The organism is Bacillota bacterium (assembly GCA_018333655.1).
Classification (GTDB): Bacteria; Bacillota; UBA994; order UBA994; family UBA994; genus BS524.
In genome coordinates this window covers 1-14,785 of sequence record JAGXTJ010000034.1, presented here as the reverse complement: position 1 = coordinate 14,785, position 14,785 = coordinate 1, and the positions used below count along the sequence as shown (strand labels likewise).

Annotated in this window: 13 protein-coding genes, 2 tRNA genes and 1 pseudogene; 14 read left to right on the top strand and 2 right to left on the bottom strand. The window is 52.5% G+C overall.

What is annotated here, in order from left to right:
- Nucleotides 1–113 precede the first annotated feature (113 nt).
- The 9 genes from KGZ92_06825 to yhbY all read left to right on the top strand — a co-directional run bounded on the left by KGZ92_06825 (nucleotide 114) and on the right by yhbY (nucleotide 10,464).
- On the top strand, nucleotides 114–2,084 hold the full coding sequence (locus KGZ92_06825) for a hypothetical protein (protein ID MBS3888995.1): 1,971 nt from the start codon (nucleotides 114–116) through the stop codon (nucleotides 2,082–2,084).
- A 321-nt stretch (nucleotides 2,085–2,405) separates the two neighbouring features.
- The gene (locus KGZ92_06820; GenBank protein MBS3888994.1) at nucleotides 2,406–4,385 is read left to right on the top strand and encodes a hypothetical protein; all 1,980 of its coding nucleotides are present in this window, start codon (nucleotides 2,406–2,408) and stop codon (nucleotides 4,383–4,385) included.
- Between the two features lie 89 nt (nucleotides 4,386–4,474).
- Nucleotides 4,475–5,446: an ABC transporter permease gene (locus tag KGZ92_06815; protein MBS3888993.1), complete on the top strand. Its 972-nt coding sequence runs from the start codon at nucleotides 4,475–4,477 to the stop codon at nucleotides 5,444–5,446.
- A gap of 71 nt (nucleotides 5,447–5,517) precedes the next feature.
- Nucleotides 5,518–6,366 (top strand): ABC transporter permease, encoded by an 849-nt coding sequence (locus KGZ92_06810; GenBank protein ID MBS3888992.1) that lies wholly within the window; start codon nucleotides 5,518–5,520, stop codon nucleotides 6,364–6,366.
- Nucleotides 6,353–7,912 (top strand): hypothetical protein, encoded by a 1,560-nt coding sequence (locus tag KGZ92_06805; protein MBS3888991.1) that lies wholly within the window; start codon nucleotides 6,353–6,355, stop codon nucleotides 7,910–7,912. Before KGZ92_06810 ends, KGZ92_06805 begins: the two co-directional genes overlap by 14 nt.
- 48 nt (nucleotides 7,913–7,960) lie before the next feature.
- The gene (locus KGZ92_06800; protein MBS3888990.1) at nucleotides 7,961–8,962 is read left to right on the top strand and encodes an ABC transporter ATP-binding protein; all 1,002 of its coding nucleotides are present in this window, start codon (nucleotides 7,961–7,963) and stop codon (nucleotides 8,960–8,962) included.
- Nucleotides 8,959–9,936: a dipeptide ABC transporter ATP-binding protein gene (locus tag KGZ92_06795; protein MBS3888989.1), complete on the top strand. Its 978-nt coding sequence runs from the start codon at nucleotides 8,959–8,961 to the stop codon at nucleotides 9,934–9,936. The genes KGZ92_06800 and KGZ92_06795 overlap by 4 nt, the downstream gene beginning before the upstream one ends.
- 77 nt (nucleotides 9,937–10,013) lie before the next feature.
- A tRNA-Val gene (locus KGZ92_06790) sits at nucleotides 10,014–10,090 on the top strand.
- Nucleotides 10,091–10,167: 77 nt separating this feature from the next.
- The gene (gene yhbY / locus KGZ92_06785; GenBank protein ID MBS3888988.1) at nucleotides 10,168–10,464 is read left to right on the top strand and encodes a ribosome assembly RNA-binding protein YhbY; all 297 of its coding nucleotides are present in this window, start codon (nucleotides 10,168–10,170) and stop codon (nucleotides 10,462–10,464) included.
- On the opposite strand, the gene KGZ92_06780 is transcribed toward yhbY, so the two are convergent.
- On the bottom strand, nucleotides 10,461–11,243 hold the full coding sequence (locus tag KGZ92_06780; protein ID MBS3888987.1) for a DUF421 domain-containing protein: 783 nt from the start codon (nucleotides 11,241–11,243) through the stop codon (nucleotides 10,461–10,463). The two genes, yhbY and KGZ92_06780, sit on opposite strands and share 4 nt — an antisense overlap.
- A gap of 78 nt (nucleotides 11,244–11,321) precedes the next feature.
- On the bottom strand, nucleotides 11,322–11,666 hold the full coding sequence (locus KGZ92_06775; protein ID MBS3888986.1) for a DUF1657 domain-containing protein: 345 nt from the start codon (nucleotides 11,664–11,666) through the stop codon (nucleotides 11,322–11,324).
- Between the two features lie 156 nt (nucleotides 11,667–11,822).
- On the opposite strand from KGZ92_06775, the gene KGZ92_06770 reads away from it, so the two are divergent.
- From KGZ92_06770 to KGZ92_06750, 5 genes and pseudogenes are all read left to right on the top strand, one after another.
- Nucleotides 11,823–11,907: transfer RNA gene (locus tag KGZ92_06770), tRNA-Leu, on the top strand.
- Nucleotides 11,908–12,049: 142 nt separating this feature from the next.
- Nucleotides 12,050–12,868: pseudogene (locus KGZ92_06765) on the top strand (site-specific DNA-methyltransferase).
- Complete coding sequence (locus KGZ92_06760; protein MBS3888985.1) at nucleotides 12,865–13,710, top strand: DNA adenine methylase; 846 nt, start codon at nucleotides 12,865–12,867, stop codon at nucleotides 13,708–13,710. Before KGZ92_06765 ends, KGZ92_06760 begins: the two are co-directional and overlap by 4 nt.
- Complete coding sequence (locus KGZ92_06755; GenBank protein MBS3888984.1) at nucleotides 13,694–14,431, top strand: hypothetical protein; 738 nt, start codon at nucleotides 13,694–13,696, stop codon at nucleotides 14,429–14,431. The genes KGZ92_06760 and KGZ92_06755 overlap by 17 nt, the downstream gene beginning before the upstream one ends.
- 128 nt (nucleotides 14,432–14,559) lie before the next feature.
- The coding region (locus tag KGZ92_06750) for a transposase (protein MBS3888983.1) at nucleotides 14,560–14,785 on the top strand (226 nt) is incomplete at its 3' end.

The window sequence follows — 14,785 nt, the reverse complement described above, 5'->3', positions numbered from 1 at the left end:
CAATACTATAAGGCCTGTTGTGTTGCTAAAATGTTATGCACAAGAACTTTTTTCCTGTCGCAAAAACCTGCCAGTGGGGCATTGCCCAAAAACAAATAGAGGAGTGATTAATTGTGCCCAAACGATTCCTAGCCAGCCTTCTCGCCGTTCTCATGGTCGTCGCACTGTTCAGTGGCCTGTCTTTCGCCCAAGCAAACTCTCCCTGGCGCGTCCTCATTAATGGTAGGCCCCTACCCATGGAAGTGCCTCCACGCATTGAGCAAGGACGCACCCTTGTGCCCATGCGCGCCATCTTTGAAGCGCTCGGCGCACAGGTCCACTGGGAAGACGCCACTAGCACCATTAACGCCTATCGGCGGGAATCGGCTGTGGTGCTGCAAATTGGCAACCGCACCGCTTGGGTAAACGGTCCATCGCGACAACTAGAGGTACCCCCCGCCATTGTCGGGGGAAGGACCATGGTTCCCTTGCGCTTTGTGGCTGAAGCGCTAGGTGCAGAAGTTACTTGGGACGGCGCAGTGACGGTAACGGTCAACCACACCCCCTATGTTGCCCCTCGAGTGGGCGGCTCCATGGTATTTGGCGCCACTGCGGACCCAGTCATTCTTAACCCCATACTCTCCTCCGACACAGCTTCGGCTGCGATCCACTTACGCACCAACTGGGGGATTGTCAGGCTAAGCGAGAACCTCGAGCCCATGAACGCCATCGCCGACCGTTGGGCATGGGACCCCGCCACACTGACCTGGCGCTTTTGGCTGAACCCTAACGCCAAGTGGCAGGACGGCGTTCCCGTTACTGCACGCGACGTCAAGTTCACCTTCGATTCAATCATACATGCCGACTACGATGGACCACGGCGCGGTGCCGTCCGCCATGTGCAAGAGATCGTTGTCGTCAACGACCGCATTGTCGATTTCAAGATGCGGCAAGTTGATGCCCCCTTCTTGTTCAACATCGGCCTAGGGCTACTGCCGCACCATGTGCTCGGCAATGTCCCAGTAAGAGAACTTCGCGCTCATGCCTTTAACCGCAACCCCCTCGCCAACGGACCCTACCTACTGTCACGCTGGGTATCCGGTCAGTTTGTCGAAATGACACGCAACCCTCAGTTTTTCCAGTCGCCACGCCCCTATATCGAAACAGTCATCTTTAGAAACTACCCTGACCTAAACGTTATGCAGGCCGCCTGGGAAAACGGCGACATAGACTGGTTCGGCGCCCTCATGACCGACCACATCGACCGCATTTTGCGCGACCACGCCAATCGCGCCTACTTTAGGGAAGTGCCAAGTCATGCTTACGACTATGTCTCCGTCAATCTTGACCACCCCATTTTAAGCGACCGCCGGGTGCGCGAAGCACTAGTGACAGGCCTCGATCGCGAAGCCATGATCGCAACTGTGCTTGACCGCCGCGGCCGCGTTATCCACAGCCACCAACTTCCCACTTCCTGGGCTTTTGGCGCACAGGGACTTAACGAATACACCCATAGCGCAGTTAGAGCACGGCAGTTACTGGATGCCGCGGGCTGGCGCGTACCGGCGGGTAGCCGCGATGGCGTGCGTATGAAAGACGGCCAGCGTTTGACCCTGCGTCTCAAGACAAATTCCGGCAATGTCATTCGCACCGACGTCGTGACCTTAATGGCCAGCTATTGGAGACGCATCGGCGTAGAAACAATTGAAGAAATTCTAGAATGGTCGGTCCTCCTTGACCGTTGGGAACACGGGCGCTTCGATTTAGTCGTGAGCGGGTGGTCACTAGGTGTCGATCCCGACCCGTTCAGCTTCTTCCACTCCTCTCAGGCTGCACGTAGCCCTGCTGGACGCACCCTCGGCTTTAACGACCCGCAATTCCGCAATGCGGAGGTTGATGCCCTTATCGATGCCGGCCGAGCCACCCTCGACATGGCTGAGCGCCGCCGTATATACCAGCAAATCGACGTCATCCTCAATCGCGAGCTGCCCTACTTCTGGCTGTTCCAGCGCACCGGAGTTACAGCGATCGCCAATCGGGTGCAGGGCGTTATTTGGTCTCCTACAGGCTCAGTTCACCCTGAACGTTGGCATGTCAGGCACTAGACTGCCCTAAAGCCATGACGCTGGGAGGCGACTAATCACAATATTCTGCACATATATGCATAAGCATGCATAAAATCGCATTTGTCCTTGATGCAATTCTCTGTTGCATCAAGGACTTTTTTGTGTTAAACTCAGCACTATGCTATATAGCTCGCATATTTATGAGTTTTTACTTTTCAATGCTTTTTTCGCGAAATTCACACTTCTATCAGGATTAACGTCTACCAAGGCGTATATCTAAATTAAGGAACAGGGACCTGCGATGGCATGGTGTCGCTTCTATCAAAGGCAGTTCCAGAGTCAAGAAGAGGAGGTCTGTTAATGTCAAGAAAAGCTTTAGGCATCCTGGTCGTGGCCACGCTCTTGTGCGGTATACTCTTGAGCTACCAAGCCCCACCCGCGACCGCGTCACCGCGCATTGCGGTAACGGTCAATGGCCGAGCCCTGGTGACCGATGTCGCCCCTGAAATTCGCGGCGGACGCACCCTAGTTCCTTTCCGCGCTATCTTTGAGTCCCTAGGCGCTACCGTGGAGTGGGACGAAAGAACGGCTACCGTGCGCGGTACTAGAGGCCATATCACCGTTACCCTGCCCATAGGCCAACGAATGGCCTTCGTCAACGGCGCGCCAGTTAACATTGACGTTGCCCCGCAGATAATCAGTGGCCGCACTATGGTCCCGGGCCGCTTTGTGGCAGAGACCCTTGGCAGCAATGTCGAGTGGAATGCCGCGACCAACACCGTTGCCATAACATCACCTGTGGAGCCTCGCGTCGGGGGAGAAATGGTCTACGCACTAAGCGGTGACCCCACTACCCTAAACCCCCTCTTAAGCACTGATACCGCCAGCAATTTTGTTATTAGCATGATTCACAGCGGCCTCCTGCGCACCAATGAGCGCCTAGAGATTACGGGCGACCTCGCGGAAGACTGGACTGTCTCAGCTGATAACTTGACACTCACCTTCCGCATTCGCCGTGGTGTACAGTGGCATGATGGCAAACCCCTCACTGCCGCAGACATCAAGTTTACATACGACACCATTATGCATCCCGACTACACCGGCGTACGCCGACGCGATTTCAGGGCAGTGCGCGAGATTACTACACCCGACGACCATACGCTAGTCATGCGTTTAAGCGAAGTTGATGCCTCTCTCCTTAGCAAACTCTTTATCGGCATTATTCCTCGCCATATCTTCCAAGGGCACCCGGTAGCCAGGCTGCGCGAGCACCCCAATAGTCGCAGTCCCATCGGCACCGGCCCCTACCACTTCGGCAGTTGGCTACCTCAGCAACAAGTTGTACTAAACCGCAATCCCAACTACTTCTGGGCTGGCCAGGAGCCATACATTCAGCGCGTGCGCTTCCGCATTATTCCCGACACACAAGCCCAACTAGTGGCACTAGAAGCAGGCCAGATTGACTATATGGGCAGCATCCCCGTCGATGACATCGAGCGCGTGCGCAGAACCCACGCCAATAGACTGCAGTTTAGAGAAGTTAAGCAAAACGGCTACTGGCACATCGGCATGAAGCAAGATCACCCGATCTTCCGTGACCTAAGAGTGCGCCAAGCACTTATGTACTCGCTAGATCGCCCGGGCATGGTCCAGACCCTCTTCAAGGGCTACGGCACCGTTATCCACGGCGACAAGCCGCCCGTATCGTGGGCCCACAATCCCAACCTCTACACCTATCCTTTCAACCAAGCGAAGGCCCGTCAGCTACTCGACCAAGCCGGTTGGAGTCGCATCGGCACTGACGGCATCCGCATGAATGCCGCCGGTCAGCGTCTCACATTCGAGCTTATCAGCGCGTCTGGCGACCAAACCCGCGAGAATATGCTCAACATCATTCGCAACCAATGGCGCGCTGTCGGAGTAGATATGCGCATAGAGCTTATCGAGATCTCTGTGTACTTCGGCAAGCTAGACACCGGGCAGTTTGAGATTTACCAATGGGGATGGAATTTAGGCATTGACCCCGACAACTTCATCTTCTTCCACTCCACATCAGGCTTCAATGCCGAGGGCGTGCTCATGGGCTTTAACGACGTAGGGTACTCAAACCCCGCCGTTGACAGACTCATTGAGAGAGGGCGCGCCACCTTTAACCAAGAGGAACGCCGCAAAATCTACTGGGAGATTCAAGAGATCCTAAATCGCGACTTGCCCTACGTCTTCCTCTACAATCGCAACAACATCGCCGCCCATGTCAATCGCATCCGCGGGATAGTCTGGACAGAGATTGGCACCACTCACTTTGAGAAGTGGTTCATCGACCCAGCTACTTTGAGATAGTAAGGCAAAATTCAGTCTAAGAGTAACGGGCAGGGTCGCTCCCTGCCCGTTACTCTGACAATCTATTCTGCGAGGAAAGGGTGTTGTACTTGCTTGGGTATATCGCACGACGTTTTTCACAAATGCTCATTCTCCTCGTTGGCATAAGCCTAGTCTCTTTTGCCATTATGCACATCGCGCCAGGCGACCCGGTGGACCTCATGACCGACCGCCTAGCCACCGCCGAGGAAAAGGCGCGCATTTCCGCCATCTACGGCTTTGACCAACCTATTCACGTCCAGTATGTCATCTGGGCCAGCCAAGTCCTGCAGGGGAATTTAGGCCGCTCCTTCGTCACTGGCGAAAAGGTGCTAGATATGATCACGGCACGCCTGCCTGCTACTCTTTTTCTTAATTTCCTTACCCTGATCATCATCTACGCCTTGTCCATTCCTATCGGTATAATATCGGCGGTCAAACAATATTCCTGGTTTGACCATATCGTGACCTTCTACGCCTTCTTAGGGCAGTCCATGCCACAGTTCTGGCTGTCGCTGCTACTCCTCTACTATGTGGGACTGCGCTTCCCCTTTATTCAGACCGCAGGTATGTCTAGTTATGGCGTGACGGTCGCGACTGAGGGGCTCTGGGCAGTTATTGTGGACAGAACAAGCTACTTAATCTTGCCTTTGACCGTGGTTAGTTTCGGTAATTTGGCAAGCATTACACGTTACATGCGCGCGAGCATGCTCGATGTCATCAACCAAGACTATGTGCGCACCGCAAAAGCCAAGGGATTATCGCAGCGCAAGGTCATCCTAAAACACGCCTTCCGAAACGCACTCCTCCCCCTTGTCACCATGCTCGGCTTTGAACTACCCATACTCTTTAGCGGCTCGGTCATCATTGAAACAATATTTGCTTGGCCGGGCGTGGGTCTCTTAAGCTGGAATGCGGTTATGCAAAGAGACTACCAAGTTATCATGGCCTTCAACCTCTTAGGCGCCTCCATGATGGTTCTTGGTTCTTTTATCGCCGACATGCTCTATCTAGCTGTTGATCCACGCATCAAATACAATTAGAGGCGGTGACAGATATGGAAGCAAAATTAATGCCCCAGCAGGTGACACCTGCCCCGGCCGCAGCGAAACTGATGCCCAAAGAAGAGACTTACGTCCAAATGGTCTGGCGCCGTTTCCGCCGCCACAAACTGGCCATGGTAAGCCTTGGCATTCTCATTGTCCTTTACGGCATGGCCATACTGGCACCCTGGGTTGCACCCTACCACTACGATCACATGGATTTTACTAAAATTAGTCAGCCCCCTTCCGCAGAGCACTGGTTCGGCACGGACAGAATCGGCGCCGATCTCTTTAGCCGCGTCATCTGGGGTAGCCGCATCAGTCTCAGCGTGGGCTTTGCCGCGGCAGGTATTGCCATCGTGCTTGGCACCGTCGTAGGCGCCATTTCTGGCTACTTTGGGGGCATCATTGACGACGTGCTTATGCGCTTCACCGAAATTGTCGCCTCCTTCCCCACCATGTTCCTCCTCTTGACCATCATCGCTGTCTTGCCCCGCAGCATCATGAACATCATGATCGTCATCGGTGCCACCTCCTGGCCAGGCCTGGCCCGCCTCGTACGCGGCCAGTTTTTATCACTTAGAGAAATGGATTATGTGGAAGCGGCTAAGGCCATTGGTGCCACCGATTCGCGCATCGTCTTTACCCATGTACTCCTCAACACTATGGCGCCGATTATAGTTAATGCTTCACTGCGTATTGGTGGCGCCATTCTCACTGAGTCTGGCTTAAGCTTCCTGGGCCTCGGAGTGACCACACCGCCGAGCTGGGGCACCATTCTCAATGGTGGTCGCCCCCTCTTAAGAAGTGCGCCGTGGATTACAACTATCCCAGGAATCTTTATTTTTGTAACTGTGCTGGCCTTTAACTATGTGGGCGATGGCTTGCGCGACGCCCTAGACCCTCGTGCCACTAAGTAGGCGCCTACTCCGCCTACTCGCCTTTCTGGCCGTCTTTAGCGGGCTCTTTGCCACACTTCTATTTCTTTCAGCCAATCGTGCCCTAACGGAAGAGTGGCCGAACTGGTCTACACCGCAGAAGTTTGCTGCCGGCAGCCGTCAACACGGCTTTAGTAGCGCCATGCCCGACCATGGAGGCCTCATCGTCGCCACCTTAAACCCAGCTGTTACGGCCTTAGTTGTGGCCGAGAGGGGCCAAAGGGAGACTGCCAGCGTCCCCGTTAGGGGCCTGGTGGGGTATGGTTTGTCCGCATTTCAAGCCTCTTGGGCCCTCGTCTGGCATGAGCGCCAAAACGATTACTCCTACTTGTGGCTGCAAGTTGCTGGCTCACCGCCACTGCTGGTCACGCAAAGCCCCCACTTCATAGCCGATCTAACCACCACCCAGGATGAATTCGGCAACCTGTACCTAGCTTGGACAGGTGGCAGCCCTAGCACGGCAGGGGTCTTCTTTTCCACTCTCAAGGTGGACAGCGCGGCCCCCACCATCCCTAGGCAGCTCACTTTTGGCGGCCTACAGGACCGCCTGCCTTCTCTTCTGGTTCACGCCGGAGTAATTCATCTATTATACAAGCAAGAATTCGTTGTACACGCCGCAGTGCGCTACATGCGCATCGACCTAGAGGGCCGCCAGGCCACCCTTCTGGCCACAATCGGCGAAACAGGCCGAGATGTCGATGATTTGCCCCTGCTAGCGCTAATGGCAGATGGTTCCGCCAAGTATTTCTGGCTGCGCCCTTCGCTTAGCCGCGGGCAAGTCGGACAAAGCAGGTTAATCTCCGGACAATTAGCGTCACAGGGCGAAGCCCTTACCTCAACTACTATAATGGAACTAAGCGGCCACAGCGCTGCGTTAGCGATAGCTAAGAATCACGGCGACGGGCATACCCTAGTTTGGTTAAACAACGCCTCTGGCGTTTTCCAAGCCTACCACCTCACCCTTGACGCCTCAGGGCAGATGCTAGAACACGGGCCGGTAACACAAAGTGGCGGCCATAAGTTTGACGCCAGAGTACATGGCAACGATAAAAACATCATCCTATTTTATGAAATGCACGGGGAAGAACTGGCCGTAATGTACACCGAAGAAAGCCACATAGCTAAGAAACCCTTCGCTGCCCGGCTCGGGCTAGATCCAAGTAGCCCCTTCATCGACGCCTTCTACACCCTAGCTTCCGTCATGGTGGGTGCTCTCGCCCTCACCGCACTTTCAGCACTCATCTTGCTCCCTGTGGCAGGTCTTCTCGCCCTGCTACCCCCCCTGCGTTACGCGCACTACATGGCGCTGGTGGTGGTCTTCAGCTTTCTTCTGCTCACTGTCGCTAAGTCTTATGCGGGCAGGGTTCTCCTTCCGGGCTTCCTAGGCCTTTCTCTCATGACAGCAAGTGCCCTAGTCGCCTGGCTCGTCATTTACTTCGCCAGACTAGATCAAGGTGATGTACTCACCTTATGCGCCTTCGGCCACACCTACGCCTACTGTCTTTTTTTCGCTTCACTTATATTTTAGGACCTACCAGAGCAAGGCCTAGTAATCTTCGCAAGGAGGTATACGAGATTGACCGAGAAACTGTTAGAAGTAACCAACTTAAGAACCACCTTCAAGGACAAAGACGGCAACCTTGTGCCTGCCGTTGATGGCATCAGCTTTTATGTTAGTAAAGGCGAAACGCTTGGCATTGTGGGCGAGAGCGGGTGCGGCAAAAGCGTCACTATGCTCTCGGTGATGCAACTTATTAACATCCCCCCAGGGCGCATTGACGCGACTAGTATCTCTCTCGAAGGCCGAAACTTGCTGCAACTGACAGATAAAGAAATGCAAAAAGTTCGCGGCAATGAGATTTCGATGATCTTTCAAGAACCGATGACCAGCCTAAACCCTGTCTTTACCGTCGGCGACCAAGTAGCCGAGACGGTCGCTCTGCATCAGGGTCTCAGCAAGGCGGCGGCCTTGGCCAAGGCGGTAGAAATGCTTAAGAAGGTGGGCATTCCCGCGCCCGAGCGGCGAGCCAAAGAGTACCCCCATCAACTCTCGGGAGGCATGCGCCAAAGAGTAATGATCGCCATGGCTCTCGCCTGCAACCCTAAATTACTCATTGCCGACGAGCCTACAACTGCGCTTGACGTAACGATTCAAGCTCAAATACTCGAGCTAATAAAGTCACTCCGCGATGAACTAGAAATGAGCGTGGTGCTCATTACCCATGATCTCGGCGTGGTGGCCGAAACTGCCGACCGCGTCATAGTCATGTATGCCGGCAAGATTGTCGAAGAAGCAGATACTCTCACCCTGTTTAATTCGCCTCAACACCCCTACACAGAGGGGCTCCTCAATTCGATACCAAAGCTCACAGGAGATAGCAGTCGTTTGTACGTCATTGAGGGGGTCGTCCCCCACCCTCTGTACATGCCCACTGGCTGCCGCTTTAATCCGCGTTGCGCCTACGCAGAAGATAAATGCCGTAACGAAGCGCCCGAGCTTATGGAGACAAGCCCCACACACAAGGTTAGCTGTTTCTTCCCCTTATCCCCTAGTGCCCCACAGGAGGTGTCCGCATGACTAACACCAATGATGTACTGCTCAACGTGGAGAGCCTCAGCAAGTTTTTCCCCGTGCGCGCAGGTCTTTTCCGCAGGGTAGTCAATCACCTAAAGGCGGTCGATGATGTCAGTTTCTTCATCCGCCGCGGCGAAACGCTAGGACTAGTAGGGGAAAGTGGTTGTGGAAAGACTACCGTCGCCCGCACCATTCTCCGCTTGCACGAACCAACTGCGGGGAGGGTTGAATTCGAGGGGACGAACATTTATGCCCTTAACAAACGCGACATGCGTCTAAAACGCAGAGACATGCAAATCATATTTCAGGACCCCTATTCTAGCTTAAATCCACGCCTCACCGTCGGGCAGATTATTGGCGAGCCCTTACTTGTGCATGGCATTGGTGACCGCGCCAGTCAAGAAGCCCGCACCAAGGAACTATTGTCCATTGTCGGCCTAGCCTCCTACCACTTTCGCCGCTACCCACATGAATTCAGCGGCGGGCAGAGACAGCGCATCGGAATAGCCCGCGCCTTAGCCTTAAACCCCAAACTTATCGTCTGTGACGAACCAGTCTCGGCCCTAGACGTCTCTATTCAGTCACAGATTCTCAACCTCCTAGAGGATCTACAACAAGAATTTGACCTTACCTATCTTTTTATTGCCCACAACTTGAGTGTCGTAAAGCATATCTCAGACCGCGTTGGTGTTATGTACTTGGGCAAAATGGTCGAGATGACTTCTTCGGCCGAAATGTATAAGTCCCCTCTTCATCCTTATACGCAGGCCCTGCTTTCGGCTATTCCAGAGCCGTCCCCAGGGCGCAAGAGAACGCGCATACCATTAGAGGGCGATATACCAAGCCCCATTAACCCACCCGCCGGTTGTCGTTTTCACACTAGATGCCCCGTGGCTGTGGCGCGCTGTAGAGTTGATGCCCCCGAGTGGCGGGAAGTACGCCCGGAGCATTATGTGGCCTGTCACTTGGCAAACTAGCTTGTAATATAGCCCGTATTTGGCGCAACTCTTCTGGTTGACAAAGCCCGGGCGCAGGCGTTATAATCATAAGCGCTGGGGGCATAGCTCAGTTGGGATGAGCGCTACCCTGACACGGTAGAGGCCACAGGTTCGAGCCCTGTTGCTCCCACCATAGCGAACCAGCAATACCAAGGGTCGTGCCCTTGGTATTTTTTCTTGTTAATGCAGTTATCGAGGAGGTGAAAGAATATGTTATCAAGCAAGCAGCGTGCCTATTTAAGGGGTCTCGCCAACCCTCTCGACCCCATCATGCATGTCGGTAAAGGCGGCCTCACCGAGGCAGTGGCAAACGCCGTCAGCGAAGCACTAGAGGCGCGCGAATTAATCAAATTGCGCTTACTCAAGAATAATGAGGCCGATATCAAGGTACTCTCACTCGAACTCGCCACCATGATAGACGCCGAAGTGGTGCAAGTGATTGGCCGAAACTTTGTTTTGTACCGAATGAACGTCGAGAAACCAGTCATCGAGCTACCGGCTCATTAGATCTTTGGGTTCTTTGTCGCAGCTTGAGATTTTCCCTGGGGCAAGTCAGAATTGATGAACTCGTCTACTTTGTAGTCACTCGGGTCAGTCATATGTAGCATTTTGTCGTCATAACGGTCTACGTAGAACTTGCCTCTTTCATCGACCGAGCAGTACGCTACTTCAGAAACATACTGCACTCCAAAGGCTGCGAGCATGTCACGCAGCCATTTTTCGTCCTTCTGCAAGGACTTAAGGTTCTCGTAGACAATTTCGCTGTCGACAATGAGCTCTGTCTCCAAGCCCGTGTACTGCCCCACAAAGAGAAAGTCCTGCCGCACTGGCGGTTCTTGCTGCGGATTCTTCATAACACTGATCTCACCAGTGGTCTCCAAGATAGCATATTCTACATCCCCTAAACTAAAGGCCCCTTTGACCCTGAGTTGGGTTCTTAAGTCGTCCATGGTGTAGCGCACTTTTCCTAAATTATTCTCGAGGATTTTTCCCTTATGAATGAGAATCGTAGGCTCTCCATCGATTAACTTGCGCCACTGTCGATTGTATAGGGCAATTTTCGCGGCTAAAATGGTAAACGCGGTCCATATTACTATTGCCAGCCATGCTTTCCAGGCCGCCTCTAAGTCCGTGGCCGAAATAGCAGCCAAGGAGCCAATGGTAATGCCCGAGATAAAATCAAAGAATGTCATTTGGCTGAGTTGCTGCTTCCCCACTAGGCGCACCATTAAGAATAGCAACATGAACGACAGCCCTGTGCGTAGGACCACGCCAAGTAATGTCATCTGCACACCTCCAGACTAATTTTCTGCCGCGACTAAAAAGGGGCTGCCTAGCCCCGAGAGGCCCGCCCCTTTACCACACTACTTTGTCGGGTTCTTACCGCCTTTGCGCTGTGTGCCGCCTGGCAAGGCGGTGGTTTGGTTTGAGGTTAGTGTTGAGGCGCCTAGACTGCTGCCAGTGCTGCCAGTGGAGCCCGTGGAGCTGGCATAGGTGCCACCAATTTCACTCCTGTACTGGGGTTCCTCCTGAGTGATATAGTCGAGACGGCCCCGCAATTGCTGCACAGAGTGGTCCATGCTCTGACTTAGCTGCTGAAACAGCTGCTTGGCCTGCTGGTCTTGTGTTTGCAGAGAAAATGTCTTTAGACTAGCGGCTGCCCCTTCCATGTTGGCAAGGGTCTGAGATAATTGACTAGCAATGGTCAAGATCTGCCACCTCCTTGTTTGTTTGGCCCGCGCTGGCGAACCAATCTTAGTATTTGACGAACTTTCTGCCCTCAACCCATGTATTTGCTGGCTGTATTGGTAGCAGCTAGCTATTGAAAAATATTTTTTGCGGTGCTATACTGTTTGAGCAGACGTGCCGAGATGGCGGAATGGCAGACGCACTTGACTCAAAATCAAGCGTCCTCTGGACATGTGGGTTCAAGTCCCACTCTCGGCACCACCCTTATCCACAGCAAAGGACCCTTGAGGGTCCTTTTTTAGCTATCATCCTCTAAGTGCAACCGCAAGAAGTACGTTTTCAGTATACACGAACATTTGTTTGTGATAACATCATCTCAACGAAGCAGAACGGAGTACGACTGATGATCGAGCTGTTTGTGGGTGATTGCAGAGAGATAATGCAACGCTTACCCGCTGAAAGCGTTGACGTAGTGTTTGCGGACCCGCCTTACAACCTTAGTAACGGCGGTGGGACCTGCCAAGGAGGGCAGTGGGCTAGTGTTGACAAGGGCGAGTGGGATAAATCCCGGGGGTTCGCTGAGGACCACGCCTTCAACCTGAATTAGTTAGCGGAGTGCAAACGCGTGCTTAAACCAAATGGGACTATATGGGTGTCAGGGACTTACCATGTCATCATTTGTTGGTTCAAGCCAAATGCGTCGCCGAATCTAAGCGGGCGTTACTTTACCGCTAGCCACGAAACACTCATTTGGGCTGCTCGTGCTAGGTCATCGCGCCATACTTTTAACTATGAGGCCATGAAGGCTGAGAATGGCGGCCTGCAAATGCGAAGCGTGTGGCCGATAGTTAGCACTCCGCAAAGGGAGAAAACACATGGCAAACACCCAACACAAAAACCTCTAGGGCTTCTTAGACGCATCCTCCGTGCCAGCTCCAAGCCGGGAGACCTTATCTTGGACCCATTTTGTGGTTCCGGCACCACGGGGGTAGCAGCACTAGAACTCGGACGCCGCTTTATCGGCATTGACTTGAGTCCTGAGTACTTACAGCTTGCTGAGAGACGGATGGGCGAAGTTCAATTGAGCATGATTAAGGAAGAGACAGCCAGCTATGATATTCGGCCGTTCTGTTTATCTCCTAGGAGATACGCTAGAAGACTTACGTACCCCAGCGCCATCATATCTGCTACCATAAATGATGATTCGGAGGGATCTATATGACTAAAAACAAACTTGTCGCCCCTGTCGTCAAGTGGGTAGGGGGTAAAAGGCAAATTTTGGGCGAAATAGAGAAGTACGTGCCTAAGAAGTTTGGTACATATTATGAGCCCTTTATTGGAGGTGGGGCAGTATTGTTTGAGCTGCAGCCAATTCGGGCTGTGGTTAGCGACATTAACGCTGAACTCATCAATCTCTATGAAGTGATCAGGGATGAGCCAGATGCCTTGGTTGAGGACCTAAAACAGCACAAGAACTCTGCAGAATACTTTTATGAAGTGAGAGAGAAGGACCGGGACAAGGCCTTGTATGCGAAGCTTACGCCAGTTCAGCGTGCCTCGAGGCTACTGTTCCTGAATAAAACGTGCTTTAATGGCTTGTTTCGCGTGAACAGAGCAGGTGAGTTTAACACCCCCTTCGGCAATTACAAGAACCCCAATATCATCAACGAAGTTACGCTGCGTGCCGTTAGTAGTTATCTCAGGAGTGCACAGGTTTCGTTCTTATGTCTGGATTTTGCCACCACTCTATTATCGGCTAGCAAGGACGATTTTGTGTATCTTGATCCACCCTATGACCCTGTCTCTGATACTTCTAGCTTTACTGGTTATGACAAGGGAGGGTTTAATCAAGAGGAGCAAAAGCGGCTAAAGTTACTTTGCAACGACCTACATGCTAGAGGAGTGAAGTTTCTACTGTCTAACTCTTCCACTTCCTTCATCAGGGAGTTGTACGCTGAATTTCGTGTAGAAGTCGTGCAAGCTAAGCGGGCCATCAACTCTAAAGCGGATAGGCGTGGCGAAGTAGACGAGGTGTTGGTGAGGAACTATGGCGTTGGGTACTGAGCTTACCAAGAATGATGTGGCTTGGGCAAAGTTGTTCGACCATTATCGCATTCTACAGCAGGTGAAGGACAGAGGATTGTGTGAAATTACCGCCACGCAAATCAATGAGTATCGAGAAGCCAGGCTAATGACAAAATTTGATCATCGCATCAACCTACCTAGGTTGTTTAAGGAAAACGAACTCGCTATTCTACCCATATCCCGAGGCAGTTACGCAATCTCCCACTTCGATGCGTACATGAACTTCGAAGTCTCCAGCAATTCCGACATTGTCTCCGCTTCTCTACCTACGCACATTAGCAGCATTACCGTCGACGACATAACTAGCGAGGCGCTAGCCCTCAATTGTGCCTACACTGCAGGAATTATGGCAGACTTCCTCGAGGACGAGGGGCTTCTGCCCACCGTTAGCGGCAGGATGAGCTCCGATATATTCTCTTACCGCATCAGGCACACAAAAAGTGGCCAGCTAGTTGCTCTCTCCGTAACCAACTCACAAATTGAGATAGATGGAGGATACGAGGGGTTTCGTCAGCTAGCCATAGTTGAGGCCAAGAGCTTTCTGTCAGAAGACTTCTTAGTTAGGCAATTGTACTACCCGTACCGACTCTGGACTGGCAAGGTCACTAAGCAGGTCACACCTGTGTTTATGGTTTACTCCAACAGGATCTACCATTTGTACGAATACAGCTTTGATTCCACTGCAATAACTCTTACCTAGGCCTTGTTTTTTGAGAGCGTCAGCAAAATTCGCTTAAGACCATTGATGCTGCTAGGTTTTTCTGCTTTTTTATGCTATAATTGTTATAGAACAATTAAACATTAATAGCATAAAAAGGTGGGATATCCTTGTTTAGAGCTAACGACAATCATGCCCAACAGTCCCTGTTTGAGAGCATTCAGTGGATGAACCCTAGGATTCGTGAAAAACTCTATAAGTCTTGGGCGCCGATCTTCTACGAGCAGGTCTTCTGCAAAATAGACGAAGAACCTTTTGCGTCTTTATATGGGACGACCGGGAAGCCTAACTTTCCGGTGAATATTATGTTGTCTTTGGAGTACATCAAGCATATGA